The organism is Pseudomonadota bacterium, assembly GCA_039024915.1.
In the GTDB taxonomy this organism is placed as follows: domain Bacteria; phylum Pseudomonadota; class Alphaproteobacteria; order Rhizobiales; family MH13; genus MH13.
Window position 1 is genome coordinate 49,851 of sequence record JBCCPK010000002.1, and the last position, 15,117, is coordinate 64,967.

General features: G+C 59.0%; 17 protein-coding genes. 14 read left to right on the forward strand and 3 right to left on the reverse strand.

Annotated features, from left to right (window positions below):
• Positions 1–1,197: 1,197 nt before the first annotated feature.
• Together AAF739_03515 and AAF739_03520 are read left to right on the forward strand one after the other, a co-directional pair.
• Positions 1,198–1,401: a dodecin family protein gene (locus AAF739_03515; protein ID MEM6381716.1), complete on the forward strand. Its 204-nt coding sequence runs from the start codon at positions 1,198–1,200 to the stop codon at positions 1,399–1,401.
• Entirely contained in the window at positions 1,401–1,799 is a 399-nt protein-coding gene (locus AAF739_03520; GenBank protein MEM6381717.1) for a DUF4189 domain-containing protein, read from the forward strand. Before AAF739_03515 ends, AAF739_03520 begins: the two co-directional genes overlap by 1 nt.
• Here AAF739_03520 and AAF739_03525 read toward each other — a convergent pair.
• Together AAF739_03525 and AAF739_03530 are read right to left on the reverse strand one after the other, a co-directional pair.
• Complete coding sequence (locus AAF739_03525; protein ID MEM6381718.1) at positions 1,796–2,725, reverse strand: phosphatase PAP2 family protein; 930 nt, start codon at positions 2,723–2,725, stop codon at positions 1,796–1,798. The genes AAF739_03520 and AAF739_03525 overlap by 4 nt on opposite strands.
• A 138-nt stretch (positions 2,726–2,863) precedes the next feature.
• Positions 2,864–3,550: an MBL fold metallo-hydrolase gene (locus AAF739_03530; protein MEM6381719.1), complete on the reverse strand. Its 687-nt coding sequence runs from the start codon at positions 3,548–3,550 to the stop codon at positions 2,864–2,866.
• 107 nt (positions 3,551–3,657) lie between these two features.
• Between AAF739_03530 and AAF739_03535 the strand changes: the two genes are divergently transcribed.
• From AAF739_03535 to AAF739_03575, 9 genes are all read left to right on the forward strand, one after another.
• Positions 3,658–4,191: a hypothetical protein gene (locus AAF739_03535; GenBank protein MEM6381720.1), complete on the forward strand. Its 534-nt coding sequence runs from the start codon at positions 3,658–3,660 to the stop codon at positions 4,189–4,191.
• Between the two features lie 21 nt (positions 4,192–4,212).
• Positions 4,213–4,920 carry a ribonuclease T2 gene (locus tag AAF739_03540; GenBank protein ID MEM6381721.1) on the forward strand — a complete coding sequence of 236 codons (708 nt, stop codon included), beginning with the start codon at positions 4,213–4,215 and terminating at the stop codon, positions 4,918–4,920.
• 73 nt (positions 4,921–4,993) lie between these two features.
• A complete protein-coding gene (locus AAF739_03545) occupies positions 4,994–5,599 on the forward strand; it encodes a glutathione S-transferase N-terminal domain-containing protein (protein ID MEM6381722.1) in 606 nt (201 codons plus the stop codon).
• A 205-nt stretch (positions 5,600–5,804) separates the two neighbouring features.
• Complete coding sequence (locus tag AAF739_03550) at positions 5,805–6,767, forward strand: calcium/sodium antiporter (GenBank protein MEM6381723.1); 963 nt, start codon at positions 5,805–5,807, stop codon at positions 6,765–6,767.
• 42 nt (positions 6,768–6,809) lie between these two features.
• Complete coding sequence (locus AAF739_03555; protein MEM6381724.1) at positions 6,810–7,589, forward strand: SDR family oxidoreductase; 780 nt, start codon at positions 6,810–6,812, stop codon at positions 7,587–7,589.
• 101 nt (positions 7,590–7,690) lie between these two features.
• Positions 7,691–9,697 carry an excinuclease ABC subunit UvrC gene (gene uvrC / locus AAF739_03560; GenBank protein ID MEM6381725.1) on the forward strand — a complete coding sequence of 669 codons (2,007 nt, stop codon included), beginning with the start codon at positions 7,691–7,693 and terminating at the stop codon, positions 9,695–9,697.
• Positions 9,698–9,783: 86 nt separating this feature from the next.
• The gene (gene pgsA, locus AAF739_03565) at positions 9,784–10,383 is read left to right on the forward strand and encodes a CDP-diacylglycerol--glycerol-3-phosphate 3-phosphatidyltransferase (GenBank protein ID MEM6381726.1); all 600 of its coding nucleotides are present in this window, start codon (positions 9,784–9,786) and stop codon (positions 10,381–10,383) included.
• Entirely contained in the window at positions 10,380–10,631 is a 252-nt protein-coding gene (moaD, locus tag AAF739_03570; protein MEM6381727.1) for a molybdopterin converting factor subunit 1, read from the forward strand. Before pgsA ends, moaD begins: the two co-directional genes overlap by 4 nt.
• 5 nt (positions 10,632–10,636) lie before the next feature.
• A complete protein-coding gene (locus AAF739_03575) occupies positions 10,637–11,095 on the forward strand; it encodes a molybdenum cofactor biosynthesis protein MoaE (GenBank protein MEM6381728.1) in 459 nt (152 codons plus the stop codon).
• 73 nt (positions 11,096–11,168) lie between these two features.
• Here the strand turns inward: AAF739_03575 and AAF739_03580 are convergent, their stop codons facing one another.
• Positions 11,169–12,062, reverse strand: coding sequence for a branched-chain amino acid aminotransferase (locus AAF739_03580; GenBank protein MEM6381729.1), 894 nt, complete (start codon positions 12,060–12,062; stop codon positions 11,169–11,171).
• A 268-nt stretch (positions 12,063–12,330) separates the two neighbouring features.
• Between AAF739_03580 and AAF739_03585 the strand changes: the two genes are divergently transcribed.
• Genes AAF739_03585 through AAF739_03595 form a run of 3 tightly spaced genes read left to right on the forward strand, consistent with a single transcriptional unit; the run spans position 12,331 to position 15,094 of the window.
• The gene (locus tag AAF739_03585; protein MEM6381730.1) at positions 12,331–12,831 is read left to right on the forward strand and encodes a MarR family transcriptional regulator; all 501 of its coding nucleotides are present in this window, start codon (positions 12,331–12,333) and stop codon (positions 12,829–12,831) included.
• Between the two features lie 12 nt (positions 12,832–12,843).
• Positions 12,844–13,554 (forward strand): response regulator transcription factor, encoded by a 711-nt coding sequence (locus AAF739_03590; protein MEM6381731.1) that lies wholly within the window; start codon positions 12,844–12,846, stop codon positions 13,552–13,554.
• Between the two features lie 52 nt (positions 13,555–13,606).
• Positions 13,607–15,094 carry an ATP-binding protein gene (locus AAF739_03595; GenBank protein ID MEM6381732.1) on the forward strand — a complete coding sequence of 496 codons (1,488 nt, stop codon included), beginning with the start codon at positions 13,607–13,609 and terminating at the stop codon, positions 15,092–15,094.
• Positions 15,095–15,117: the final 23 nt, after the last annotated feature.

Sequence of the window (15,117 nt, forward strand, 5' to 3'; positions counted from 1 at the left end):
CGTGAACCATGCGTGGGGCGGGAGGGCAGGTTTTGTTGGAAGCCGCATCATTCAATGGTGGGCGATCCGCGCTCCGTTCCGTCTTCGCCTTTCGCCTTCGGGCGCGTGGCGCATCGGAATGACCGCTTGGATCGCTGTTTCATGAATGGTGACTCACACGGTTCCCAACAAAGGCCGAACCCCGATAGCGCGAGCTTGAGGGGTGCGCTGGTCGAGCATTCTTTGTAGTCAATCAGGATCGCACGTTGAGCATGCGACCAGCATGCGAAGCGCAAGATCCTGATCAACAAAAATGCCGATCTTCATTTCTGCCTTCGGGCGGTGGGCCTCCCAGTCGCTGGGTCGACGGCAACTGTGGATTAAAAAGTGGATGGCGGGGACGCGAACCATCTTCGTCACATGACCCACCTCGATCGCGGATAGCGCATCTCATCGGTGACAGATTCACCGGCGGGCAACGGTTGGCCCCTGCGGGCGGGGCGCATCAAGCGCCACCCAATAAACAAAGCGGACCGGCGTTTCATGCGCCCCGCCTCGTTCACGTCTCTTGCTCAAAGGCTTGCGCGTCATTCGCGCATGGCCGCGCTTGGCTATGGCTTTGATTAGGGCATCCTTGTTTGCTCTGCGCCTCCGGCACAAATGCAGCATCTCTGTTTGCTCTGTCCCTCCGGCACAACCGCGGCATCCTTGTTCGCTCTGTGCCTCCGGCACAACCGCTGCATCTCTGTTCGCTCTGTGCCTCCGGCACAACCGCAGCATCCTTGTTTACTCTGTGCCTCCGGCACAACCGGGGCATCCCCGTTTGCTCTGTGCCTCCAGCACAACCGCAGCATCCTTGTTTGCTCTGTGCCTCCGGCACAACCGCGGCATCCTTGTTTCCTCTGTGCCTCCGGCACAACCGCGGCATCATTTTTTGCTCTGTGCCTCCGGCACAACCGCAGCATCCCTGTTTGCTCTATGCATCCGGCACAACCGCGGCATCCTTGTTTGCTCTATGCATCCGGCACAACCGCGGCATCCTTGTTTGCTCTGTGCCTTCGGCACAACCGCGGCATCCTTGTTTGCTCTGTGCCTTCGGCACAACCGCGGTGCTTGACGTATGGGCATACGCCCGGCACGCTCCCAAACAGCCATTGGGGGCGCACGTTGAGCCAAAGCGAAGTGCGAACCCCGGCCAACAAACAAGGGGGAACCAGCATGACCGTCGCACGCGTTACCGAGATCACCGCGTCCTCGCCAAAGAGCTTTGACGATGCACTCGACATCGGCATCGAGCGAGCCACCAAGACACTCAAGAACGTCACGGGCGCCTGGATTCAGGAGCAGAAGGTCGTCGTCGAGGATGGCAAGATCACCGAGTACCGGGTGAACATGAAAGTCACCTTCATATTGGAAGACTGATGGCGGGCCGTCTCTTGCAGCTTTTCGCCATCTTGGCGTTCGGGGCGGCTCTTGTTCCTGCGCCCGCGCTGGCGCAAAGCGACAGTTTCACCTCCATCGCCTACTCGCAATCGACCAACGCCGTCGGCTACGCCTACGACGCGCCGAGCCAGGAAGCCGCCGAGCGCGATGCGCTGGCCCGCTGCTCCGAGCACGCCGACGATTGCCAGGTGGTCAACTGGTCACAGAACGCCTGCAGCGCGCTGTCGGTTCAAATCAGCGGCAATGGCGGCTGGGGCGCGGACTGGGGCGAAACGTTCCGCGAAGCGTCCAACAACGCGCAACAGGAGTGCCTGTCGCACAACACTGCGTGCCAGCCGTTCGTTTGGGTCTGCAATTCGAGCGCGACGCCGAACTAGGTCGCAAACGCAGGGCCTTCGGCGGGTTGCTTGGCCGGTTTGGTCTCGGCGTCCGCTCCGCGCAGGCGCTTGACGAGAACGATGGCGAGGCCCGCGAGCGCCGCGCCCGCAACCATGTCGATGACGTAGTGTCCGCCTTCGAGCACCGTTCCGAGCAGCACGAAGATGTTCACGATGAGGATCGGCCAGCGCAGCAGCGCGATCGGCCAGTAGGCCCACACCGTCAGCAGCGCGAGCGTGGTGTGGAAGGAGGGAAAAGTGACGAGGCCCTCGATCTCCATCAGCTTGAAGACGCTGAACGAGCCGTCGCGCAGGGCGTTGAAATGCTCAAGATGCCAGATGCCGGCCTGCGCGCTCATCACCTGCAGCTCGGGCGGTGGCTGATAGTAGATGTAGGCGCCGATCGCGGGCATCAAACCGGCGACGATGACGACAACGAACACGGTCCACGCATAGGTCAGCAGGAACCGGCGCAGATGGTCGAACTGGCCGCAGAAGCTGAGGATGAAGAACGCGGCAAACAGCTGCCAGGCTGACGAGTGATAGGCGAGCTCCATCGCGGTTGTGAACCACGGGTACTGCGCCGAGAACGCAAGGAACGCGAGCCAGTCGATGCCCACCGCCGCGTCTATCTGCGCCAGATGCTCGTCGATGAGCGGGCGGTTCAGCGTCACCATCGTGTAGGAAATCAAGCCGATGCAGGCCGACACGACCGTCATATAGCCGACTGTTTCGGCGGTCGTCGCGATCTTCGCGTCGGGCCGGCGGTGGGTGTAGAAATAGGCCAGCCCCCACAGCAGCAGCGCGATGCCGGCATTGACCGCAAACGGCGCCGCTTCAATTGCAAACGGAGCGAAAGCGGCTGCGAGGCAAGCAGCGGAGATGATTGTGACAGTGGTGAGTTTCAATGCGCGCGATAGCGACATGCTCAGACGTTCCAACAAGCCGACCGTGTAAACCAGCCGCGACTATGACCGCCGTGTCTTAAACAAGCGTGCGCAGGCCAAGCCCGGACGGCAGAAAAACCATTATGGTCAACCGAAGACTAACGGCTCGTGCAGCGTTTAGGCGCTGAAGCCATCCTGCAGGAATGGGTTGGTCTGGCGCTCGCGTCCAAGTGACGAAGCCGGGCCGTGGCCGGGCAGGAACTGGTAATCATCGCCGAGCGTAAGCACCGTCTGGAAGATCGACTTCATCAATGTACCGTGGTCGGCAAGCGGCAGGTCCGTTCGGCCGACCGATCCGGCGAACAGTACATCGCCCATCACGATAAAGCGGCTCTCGTGGTTGACGAATATGACGTGTCCAGGAGCGTGGCCCGGCGTGTGCAGCACCTCAAAGACCACCTCGCCAACCTGAATTGTATCCCCGGCCTCAAGCCAACGGTCTATGGTTGGCGCCCGAACACCGGGCACACCGAACATCCGCGCCTGGTCCTCAACATTATCGATCAAGGGCGCGTCCGCACTATGGGGTCCGACAATGGGAATGTTGAACTGATCAGCAATATCCTGCGCGCCACCGATGTGATCGATATGACCGTGGGTCAGCAAAACCTGTTCGAGCTCGATGCCGCCTTGCTGCACCAAGTCGATCAGCCGCTCCGCTTCGCCGCCGGGATCGACAAGGGCAGATCTGCGCGTTGCGGTGCAGGTCAGAACGGAACAGTTTTGCTGAATATCGGTGACCGGAATGACCGAGACTTCGAGGGCTCGGGCCGGCTGATCGGTGCTGTTGCTTGTGTCTGTCATTGGGCTGGGTTGGCATGGGCCAACCGTGTTGACAAGCGCGTAACGCAAACCGCTTCCCATTTTACCTCGGGGTGTGCCAAAGTGCCGAAGACCGGAGGATTCTACCAATGACGCCCCCTACCAAAGCTGCCACTGCCACCACCTGTCTCGCCGCGCAAAAAAGCGCTGGTTCACGTGCCCGCCAAGCCTTGATTTTCGCGATGCTGCCGGTTGTTGCATTTGCGTTGATGCTCATTGGCATAAGCGCCGCATGGTCCCACCCAGGCGCGGGAACCCATCCTCCATCAGGCCATCTCGATCATCGGTCACTACCAACTTGTGAAGCGGATCGCGTACTCAATCTGATATTGCGCGACACAAGCAACACAGGTGCCATACCGTACCAGCACCCAATTGAAGTTACGGCAATCGATCGCATTCAGCAGACGCGGCATGTCGGCTCGATGGGACCGGGGTTGCGTGAGCGCCGTTGGTGCACCGCGAGACTGACCCTTGATAGCCATCAAACGCGGACGGTTTGGTACCTCATTGAGGGGTATGCTGGATTTGCGGGCATCCGATTTGGCGTCGAAAGCTGTGTTGCAGGCCGGGACCTGTGGAACGTTTACGGCGGCGATTGCAGCGTCCTTCGCACCTGGTAAGCCCAAATAAGGCGGACGCGTATGCTCAGCCTCCGGCGAGCAGGGCAGATCACGATCATCGCAATCGGGATCGCGGTCGCAGTCGTTACGGGAAATGGTGGTTTCCGTGGGGATCCCACGAACGATCAACAGTCACCAGCTGATCAACCATCAGGCTTCGATTTTTACGTTCTGGCACTGAGTTGGTCGCCCGCATTCTGCTTGACCGACGCCGGCAAGAATTCGCCGCTGCAGTGCGGACCAGACGCAGAATTTGGCTTCATCACGCATGGGCTCTGGCCGCAGTTCGATGATGGATGGCCATCGTTCTGCCAGACAGACTATGGTGACCCGCCGCCGGACTCGGTCGTGGATACGCTCCTTCCAAGCATGCCCGATCGGGGATTGATTGAGCATCAATGGGACAAGCACGGCACCTGCACCGGCCTTTCCCCTGCGGCCTATGCGCTGGCGACCATCGCAGCGCGTGACGCTATCGCAATACCAGGCGCTTTGTTACCCGATGGCGGAGGCCACCAGCTTCCACAGCGCCTTGATGCATCCGATATTGAAACCGCTTTTCTGTCTGTCAATTCCGGTTTGCGCAGGGACGGCATTGCAGTTCAGTGCCGAAACGGGCGGCTTACCGAGGTGCGCGTTTGCCTAACCACAGACCTTGATCCACGCACCTGCCAGCAGGTTGATCGAAACGGCTGCACACAATCAAATCTCGAAATCGTGCCGCCTTGAACCCAGCAGCGCTTGACGACAAAGGGCTGAGAGGGCCAACCAAAGGCTTCACGAACCGCACCTCAGGGTTACCATGGCTATTTTGCGAACCTCCCCCGCCTCACCGTTCGGGCGCAAATGCGCAATCGCTGCGTTGGTGCTTGGACTTGAAGATCACGTGACAACTCAATCGGCCGACACGTCGGATCCACTTGATAGCCTGCGTCAGCAAAATCCATTGGGCAAAATTCCAACTCTCGTTCTGGAGGATGGCGAGACCTTCTATGATTCAGCAGTAATCATCGCGTACCTCGACCACCTTGCTGGCGGCAACAAACTCTTTCCGGTCGACCCGATGGAACGAATTCGGACGTTGCGCATGCAGGCGCTTGCAGATGGAATCATGGAAGCTGCGCTGCTTCAGGTTTATGAAGTACGCATGCGCCCGGAAGCTCAGCGTACCGCGTCCTGGACTGATCGACAGGCCGAGCGCGTGCAGACCGGGCTCGCATCGATTGAGGCAGACCCACCCCCAGCAACCGGTGCACCGACCGCCGGGACCATCGCGATTGCGTGCGCACTGGGTTACCTTGATCTGCGGTTTGAGGGCGCATGGCGGCGCAACCGACCCGAACTTGTCGCTTGGCTCAACGCTTTCAGAACGGCAAATCCGGCCTTTGATGCGACATCGCCAACCTGATGGTCTGTCCGCGTGCTTCGCTCCGCACTCAGGGGTCGAACAACGCTTAAATTGCGAACTTCCTTTCTCCGGGGCTTGTCAACCTGCAACACCAGCAGCACATGAGCCTTTTAAATGCGGCTTGCAGTTGGGCGCGGAGCACCATCCACCCGGCGGTCGAAATGTCTGAACCGGTCTAACGAGCCGCGCGAATAGAAGGCCGAGCTTGCTGCAATATCTCATACTTCTGCTTGGACTTGCGGGTTTGGTGATCACCGGCGACATGCTTGTGCGCGGGGCAGTTGGCCTTGCGGAGCGTTTCGGCATTCCTCCTTTGATCATCGGTCTGACGGTTGTCGCGCTGGGAACCAGCGCGCCGGAGCTCATGGTCTCGGTGCAGGCTGCCTTCGAAGGCGTCGCCGACATCGCAATCGGCAACGTCGTCGGCTCGAACATCGCCAACGTTCTTCTGGTGTTGGGCGTCCCCGCGCTCATTGCAGCCATTCCCTGCAACCAGAAGGGCCTGAAGCGCTCGACGTTTTTTATGTTGGGCGTATCGGTGCTGTTCATCGTCTTCGCTTTTTCAGGACGCCTTGAGCTTTGGCACGGTCTGGTATTTCTGGCGGCTTTGCTGCTGTTTCTGTACGGCTCTTACCGATCGGCAATCGCTGATCAGACTGGGGCAGACATGGCGCAGCTCGAAACCATAGACGGTGTTGAAGGTGTGCCCCACTCTCTTTGGGCAGCCCTCGGTTTCTTCGCTGTCGGCGTCATTGGCCTGCCTTTTGCCGCAGACGCCACCGTTGATTCCGCCACAGCGATTGCACGGTCACTCGGCGTGCCAGAGGTCGTGATAGGCCTTACGATTATTGCCATTGGCACATCCCTTCCAGAATTGGTCACGACCGTGGTCGCCGCATTGAAGGGACAATCCGATGTTGGTGTCGGCAATGTCATCGGCTCGAATATCTTCAATATTCTGTTCATCCTCGGCACGACGGCCGCGATTACACCGATCCCGATTGCCCAACAGATCATCCGTTTCGATATATGGGTCATGCTGGCCGCATCGCTCTTGCTCTTGCCGTTCGTCCTGGGCCGACGGGATATCGGACGGGCAACCGGCGTGATTTTCCTCCTCGCCTATGTCGCCTATCTCGGCATTCTGGTTGCCCATGCCACTTCGTAGTTGGCAAAACCCGGCGGCGGGCCGAGTTGAAGGGTGCGCACGATGAACGGCTCGCTGCCCGCCGCGCTGATCACAGGTGCCGCGAACCGCATCGGTCGGGCAATTGCCGTCGAGCTGGCATCTCATGGCACGCCGGTCGCGGTGCACTACAATCGCTCCGCCGACGCAGCGTCCGCTTTGATTACAGACATCGAGAAAGCTGGCGGGACAGCGGTTGCGATCAGTGCTGACCTACTGAAGGCTGATCAGGCGCACGCCGTTATTGGCGACGCCAGCCGTGCGCTGGGCGAACCGATTGGATGCCTGATCAACAACGCATCGATCTTCGCGAAAGACGAAGTGGGCTCGCTGAGCGCGGATTTGTTCGAAGCGCATTTCGCAATTCACGCCACGGTACCGGCCTTGCTATCTGATGCGATGGTCAACCAGTTACCGGCAAGCGAAGACGGTTTGGTTGTCAACATCATCGACCAGCGGGTCTGGCGGCTCACGCCACATTTTCCTTCGTACACCGCGTCGAAGGCTGCGCTTTGGTGCCTGACGCAAACCTTGGCGCAGGCCTATGCGGAAACGACGCAGGGTCGTGTTCGCGTCAACGCAATCGGGCCGGGGCCAACGCTTGCAAACGAGCGGCAACAGCCCGAGGACTTCCAGGCGCAGTTGGACGGAATTCCATTAGGACGCGGCGCGCAACTTCGTGATTTTGGCACGACGATACAGTACTTGTGGGCGATGCGGTCGATCACCGGTCAGATGGTTGCGCTCGACGGTGGCCAACATCTGAGCTGGCAGACGCCGGATGTGCTTAATGCGAACGAATGACCAGCGGGACACCAGCGACGCCGACTGCCGCCAAACGTGGCAGGAAAAGGCGGCGACCGAAATGGCTCAGGCCTAGATTTCCCGAGGGATCAGAGGGCACGATGGAGGCTATGGAAGACGGCGATTCCCTCCTATCAAGCGGTCCGAGCGGCAAGGCAGCGCTCGCTGACGGTACATCGCCGCACGCGAGCGAAGTCTGGGTCGGTGATGATCTGGGCGACGACGGTCTGGCGCAATCGGGTTTCGAGGTCATCGCGGCCTTCGTCAAAAGGTTGCCAAACACGCCGGGCGTCTACCGGATGCTCAACGCCGATGGAGACGTTCTGTATGTCGGCAAGGCCCGGCGCCTGAAGGCGCGTGTGACCAGCTATACACGCGCAACAGGGCTTACGAGCCGGATCGTTCGCATGATCACGCAGACATCGGCGATGGAGTTCATCTCGACCCGCACGGAGACGGAAGCCCTGTTGCTTGAGGCCAACCTGATCAAGCGCCTGCGCCCACGCTTCAATGTCCTTCTGCGCGACGACAAAAGCTTCCCTTACATCCTTCTGGCGGAAGATCATCAGGCAGCGCAGCTCGCCAAGCACCGTGGCGCGCGGTCGCGCAAAGGTCAGTATTTCGGACCGTTTGCCTCGGCTGGCGCCGTGAACAGGACCGTCAATGCCCTGCAGAAAGCGTTCCTGATCCGCACGTGTACGGACAGTGTCTACGAAAGCCGCACGCGCCCGTGTCTGCTGTACCAAATCAAACGTTGCTCAGCGCCCTGCACAGGCGAGATATCGCCCGGCGATTACGCCGCGCTTGTTGCCGATGCGAAGGGCTTCCTTTCGGGCAATTCCCGAGAGGTGAAGGCTGATCTGGCCAACCAGATGGAGGAAGCTTCCGAAGCGCTCGATTTCGAACGGGCGGCTGTTTATCGCGACCGTATCTCCGCGCTCAGTCAGATTCAGAGCCACCAAGGTATCAACCCACGGACGATCGATGAGGCCGACCTGTTTGCCTTGCACAGCGAGGGAGGCCAATTCTGCGTCCAGGTGTTCTTTTTTCGGACCGGGCAAAACTGGGGTAACCACGCCTATTTTCCAAAGGCAGACAAGAGCCTGGAACCGGAAGAGGTGTTGCAGAGCTTCGTCGGGCAGTTCTACGACAACAAGCCGATCCCGAAACTCATCCTCGCCTCGCACGCTCTCCCCGAGGCGTCACTTCTTGCCGACGCACTCTCGCAGCGGGCCGATCGAAAGGTCGAACTCACCAAGCCGCAGCGCGGCGAACGGCGCGAACTGGTCGAGCAGGCCACCACCAACGCCAAAGAGGCACTGGCCCGCAAGCTTGCGGACACCGCAAGCCAATCCAAATTGCTTGAGGGTCTGGCCGAAGCAATCGGATATGATGGGCAGCTTCGGCGGATCGAAGTCTACGATAACTCGCACATTATGGGCACCAACGCCGTTGGCGCGATGATCGTTGCAGGCGCGGACGGCTTTGTGAAAAACCAGTACCGCAAGTTCAACATCAAAGATGAGAGCCTCACCCCCGGTGATGACTTCGGCATGATGCGCGAGGTTTTGACGCGACGCTTCAGCCGGCTGATCAAAGAACTCGACAGCCCCGGGGCACTCGACACGCCGATCGATGACGAAGCGGAGTTCCCCCAGTGGCCTGACCTCGTGCTGATTGACGGAGGCAAGGGCCAGATGTCTGCAGCTAAAGCGGTCCTCGACGACCTGGGCATTGCCGAGCAGGTTACGATGGTCGGTGTAGCAAAAGGACCGGATCGCGACGCCGGCCGGGAAATTCTTCACCCCATGATCGGCGAGCCGTTCATGCTGCAGCCGCGTGACCCTGTCCTGTACTTTATCCAGAGGCTGCGTGATGAGGCGCACCGCTTCGCGATTGGCACCCACCGAGCAAAACGTTCGGCGCAGCTCAGGGAAAACCCGCTAGATGAGATCGGTGGTATCGGGCCAACCCGTAAACGGGCACTGTTGAACGCGTTTGGTTCCGTGAAAGGAATAAAACGCGCGGCATTGGCTGACCTGCAAAACGTGCCGGGCATTTCCGATGCACTTGCGCAGACTATTTTCGACCACTTTCAGGGGTCATAAGCACGCGCAATCCACCCACGTTGACGGCTAACACCGCGCGTGATGAAACCAGTGCGTGGGCATAAAATCCGCAGGACGCAGACCCGATGGCGGCAGTTCAAAGCATGGTGTTGTCGATACCGAACCTCTTGACCTACGCGAGGATTCTCGCCGTACCGGCAATTGTGGCATGCCTGTTCTCAACCTCACACGTCTGGCTTTGGGTGGCTGTATTGGTCTTTATAGCTGCCGCGATAACCGATTTTTTTGATGGCTATCTCGCCCGCGTTCTCGACCAGCAATCGAGCTTGGGAAAAATGCTCGACCCGATTGCGGACAAGTTGTTGGTTGGAGCGGTGCTCATCATGCTGGTTGCGAACGGCACCATTGTCGATTGGACACTGATACCGGCGATCATCATCCTGAGCCGCGAAATCCTTGTTTCGGGCCTACGTGAATATCTTGGCCAAATGAGCCTTTCGGTACCGGTCTCCAACCTCGCCAAGTGGAAGACGACGGTACAGATGATTGCGTTGGGCGTTCTCATCGCCGGTCCTGCCGGAGACGTCGTGATCCCGATCGCGACACAAGCAGGTATCGTGCTTTTGTGGGTTGCCGCGCTTTTGACTGCCTGGACTGGATATGACTATGTCCGCGCGGGTATCGCCCATCTGGTTGCCGCCGATATCCGGAGCCGAGCGCAATGAAACTGAAGTACTTCGCCTGGGTCCGCGAGCGTATTGGGGTGCCCGAAGAAGACGTCGACCTACCAGCTTCGGTGGACACGGTGGCCGGCCTCAAGCACTGGTTGGCGCAACGCGATGAAGGCTATGCCTACGCACTTGAGAATCCCGCCGTGGTCCGCGTCGCACTGGACAAGAAACTGGCCGACGATAACGCACCGCTTGGAGGCGCGACCGAGGCAGCGTTGTTTCCGCCCATGACGGGCGGCTAAGTGGGATGCGGCTTCGAGTTGCCGTTCAGGCCGATAGCTTTGATGTCGGCGACGAAGCCGCGATGGTCCATGCGGATGACCCGGCAATCGGCGCTGTTGTCACGTTCACAGGATATGTTCGTGACGAAGGTGGGAGGCTGGCTGCTTTGGAGCTGGAGCATTTTCCTGGCATGGCGGAAAGCCAGCTGAGAACGCTAGCCAGCGAAGCGGGCGGCCGCTGGCCTTTGGCTGCGACCACGATCATCCATAGGCACGGCATGCTCAAGCCGGGCGAGCCGATCGTCCTCGTCGTGACCGCCAGTGCGCACCGTCGCGCCGCCTTTGAAGCGGCAGACTTTCTCATGGATTACTTGAAGACCCAGGCACCGTTCTGGAAGAAGCAGCATCCAGTCGGACCGCATGCCGAAGCTGCTTGGGTCGAGGCAAAGGCTTCCGACGACGCAGACGCTGACCGCTGGCGCTGACAGTCTTCCGCGCCAACACTGCAAAAACACCGCGACAAGATTGCAAGCTGGAAGCTAGGCTTCGCGCTGTAAGCTATGCGGCGGCACGCGCGGAACCCGGTTGAACCGCCGCCTCGTAATCAGAGATGAGCGCTCGTGAGATGTCTCCCGGTGTGAACTCGAAAGGGCCGATCTGCGAAACCGGCGTGACCTCTGCTGCCGTACCGGTGATGAAACACTCTGAAAAGGACGCCATTTCGTGCGGAAGAATGCGACGCTCGACCACCTCAATGCCGCGTGCCTCAGCCAGTTTCATCACTGTCTGGCGGGTGATCCCATCAAGGAAACGGTCGGCAGTCGGCGTATGCAGAACGCCATCCGAAACGAAAAACACGTTCGCGCCCGTGGCCTCCGCGACATAACCTTCCCAATCGTACATCAGCGCATCAGCGTAACCTTTGGCTTCTGCGGCGTGCTTGGACAGCGTACAAATCATGTACAGGCCAGCCGCCTTAGCGTGGGATGGAGCTGTACGCGGATCAGGACGGCGATACTTGGCGATGTCGAGGCGTATGCCTTTCATGCGTTCCTCGGGGGCGAAATAGCTCGGCCACTCCCATGCCGCGATCGCGACATTGATACGGTTGGCTTGTGCTGAAACGCCCATCATCTCCGACCCACGCCACGCTATTGGGCGCACATAGGCGTCGACGAACCCATTTTTGCTGATCACCGCCTCGCAAGCCGCGTTGAGCTCTTCAACGCTGTAGGGCATCGTCATGTCGAGGATTTCTGCAGACGTGTGAAGGCGCTCATGGTGGGCGGTCTGCTCGAAGACAACACCACCGTAGGCCCGCTGACCTTCGAACACCGCGGAGCCATAGTGAAGCCCATGGGTCAACACGTGGACCTTCGCGTCATCCCACGCCACAAACTCACCGTTCATCCAGATCCATCCGGATAATTGGTCAAAAGGAACGCCGGCCATATCAAAACTCCTACCGCTTGCAGCTGCCGGGCACCTCACTGTAAAGGCCCGTCCGTGGGAAAGCACTTAAGTCAATCACCGCCAGTCAAAGGTGCCCCACTGACGGCCTAATAAACAGGCACGTCGCGAAACAATTGAAAAGCGTGGCTCGTCATACTGATCATTTCTTTCAGATGACGGGCTGCGGACGTAACAAGCTTGCAAAAAAATGTCAACATGACTGACATATTTTTATGATGAGAAATTCGTGCTGTACGGAAGCCTGTTGATGACAGAGACGCAAACAACCCAAGAGCTCGAGATCATCGAGGCACTGTTCTTCGCCTATCGTGATTTTGTCGGCGAGCCGGACGGTGTTCTTAGCAAGCTCGGCTTTGGCCGTGCTCACCACAGGGTCCTGCATTTTGTTCATCGCAATCCAGGGATGACCGTCGCTGTCCTGCTGGACATTTTGCAGATTACCAAGCAGAGCCTAGCGCGTGTGTTGAAGTCTCTAATCGATGAAGGCTTTATCGAACAAAGGCCTGGGCCGCGTGATCGAAGACAGCGGCTCTTGTACACCACCGACCAGGGTGCAACGCTCGCAAACGATCTCATTGCCATACAATCGTCACGGATTGGGCGCGCTCTACACGCTGTGCCAGCCGAACAGCGGCCGGCAATAGGTCTTTTCCTACGCAGTCTGCGTAACCAGCCTACGGCACTCACCCATGGCTTTGCCGGGAATGTGCAACGCGATGCTGGTGTCGACGAGACGCCAAGTGAATGAGCGAGGCCGTTTATGGCTCTGAAATTGAAATCCGCCATTCCTTCCGACACCGCCAGCCATATTCTGATTGTCGATGACGATGCCCGCATAGGCGAGCTGCTAAAGCGCTACCTCGGCGACCAAGGATACCGGGTCACGGCCGTCGCTTCGGCCGCTGAAGCCCGTGTCGCTCTCTCAGGCTTATCATTCGACTTGATTGTTTTGGATGTCATGATGCCAAACGAGAGCGGGTTTGAGTTCCTCGAGAGCACACGCAAAGCATCGACGATTCCCGTCATCATGTTGACGGCACGGGGCGAAGCCGATGATCGGATCAACGGCCTTGAAGGGGGCGCGAACGATTATCTGACAAAACCATTCGAGCCGCGCGAACTGGTTTTGCGGATTGAAAACATTCTGAAGGCTGGACAATCGGGGCGAAATGCACCGGTCGATATGGTGGATTTCGGCGCATTTCGCTTCAACCTGAAACGCCGCGAACTGACCCGCAACGGCGAATTGGTCCGGCTGACCGAACGCGAACGCGAAATCATGGCGCTGCTTGCCGCCAGGCCCAACGCCACGGTGTCGCGCTTCGACCTTCTGGGTGCTGACGACTCCAAAACCGATCGTGCCATAGACGTCCAGATGACCCGCTTACGACGCAAAGTTGAGACAGACCCAGGAACGCCCGCCTATCTTCAAACAGTCCGTGGCTTGGGCTATCGTCTTGTCAGCGACTAGCGAGCAATCAAGCGCTCGCGCCTGACGATAGTGGAGCCAAGCGCGTTGGACCATGGCCAACATTGAACGATCCGATGCTGAATTGGACCTGCCATCGACGCAAGGCATCGCGCGCGACGAGGGCCAAGAGAGCCATGCGGTTGGCGCAAAAAGCGGCGCAACGCGGCAGTGGCTGAGTTCGCTGTTAGCACCACTGGCTTGGCTGCAGAGACTCATCGGCAAACTCATCAAACCAATCTTGCCGCGCGGGCTCTATGCGCGGTCTTTAATGATCATCATAGCACCGGTCGTCCTGCTGCAATCTGTAGCGGCCTTCGTTTTTCTCGAGCGCCACTGGGAGCTGGTCACCGAGCGCTTGTCAGAAGCTGTCACGCGCGACATCGCCGCGGTCATCGCAATGGTCGAAACCTATGCTGACGATGATGAGGCGCAAGCGGACATTTTTCGGATCGCTCGAGAAACGCTCGATCTCAACGTTGCAGTCTTGCCAGAAACCTCTCTGCCAGATGCCCTTCCAAGGCCCTTTTTTGACCTGTTGAATCGGACCTTGTCCCAGAAGATCGCTCAGAGGATCGATCGGCCCTATTGGGTCGATACGGTCGGTCGTTCGAACCTGATTGAAGTGCGCGTTCAACTCGACGACGGGCAAACCTTGCGTGTGTTCGCCCGTCGCAGCAACGCTTACGCTTCGAATTCGCATATCTTCCTCGTCTGGATGACAGGGGCCTCACTTGTCCTGCTGATCGTCGCGATCCTGTTTCTGCGAAACCAGATTCGGCCAATTTTGGAGTTGGCCGGCGCAGCGGACCGATTTGGACAAGGTCAAGCTGTTGATCGCCCAATTCGGTTGAGGGGTGCACGGGAAGTACGCAGCGCCACCTTGGCTTTTTGGCGCATGCAGGAGCGCATCGAGCGGCACGTGGACCAGCGCACGGCCATGTTGTCCGGTGTCAGCCACGACCTGCGAACCATCCTGACCCGGTTCAAGCTGGAATTGGCACTGTTATCCGACCAAGAGGCCGCCAGATCGTTGACGCGTGACGTTGATGACATGCAAGCAATGCTGGAAGGCTATTTGGCGTTTGCCAAAGGCGATGACGGCGAAAACTCGATCCCAACAGATGTCGAGGCACTATTGCACGACGTTGCGTCCCAGGTCGGCACCGCAGATGGACCCATCGCCGTTAGCTTTGAAGGCGACGCCGAAACGTCCGTTAAACCCAACGCCTTCAAACGCTTGATCACCAACCTCATCATGAATGCTCTGCGGCACGCGGAGCATGTCACAGTGCGCGCGACTCGCTCCGCCGACCTGCTCACCATCGATATAGACGATAACGGGCCTGGTATTCCTGCGCACAAGCGTGAAGAGGTTTTTCGACCCTTTTACCGCCTTGATGAGGCCCGCAACCTCGACGACAGCGGGACCGGGCTTGGCCTGCCGATCGCCCGTGATATCGCGCGCGCACATGGAGGCGATATCACACTGGACGAAAGCGCGATGGGGGGCTTGCGGGCTCGGGTTACTCTGCCGGGCTAGCCTGTTAGCAGATGGCCGCTGTC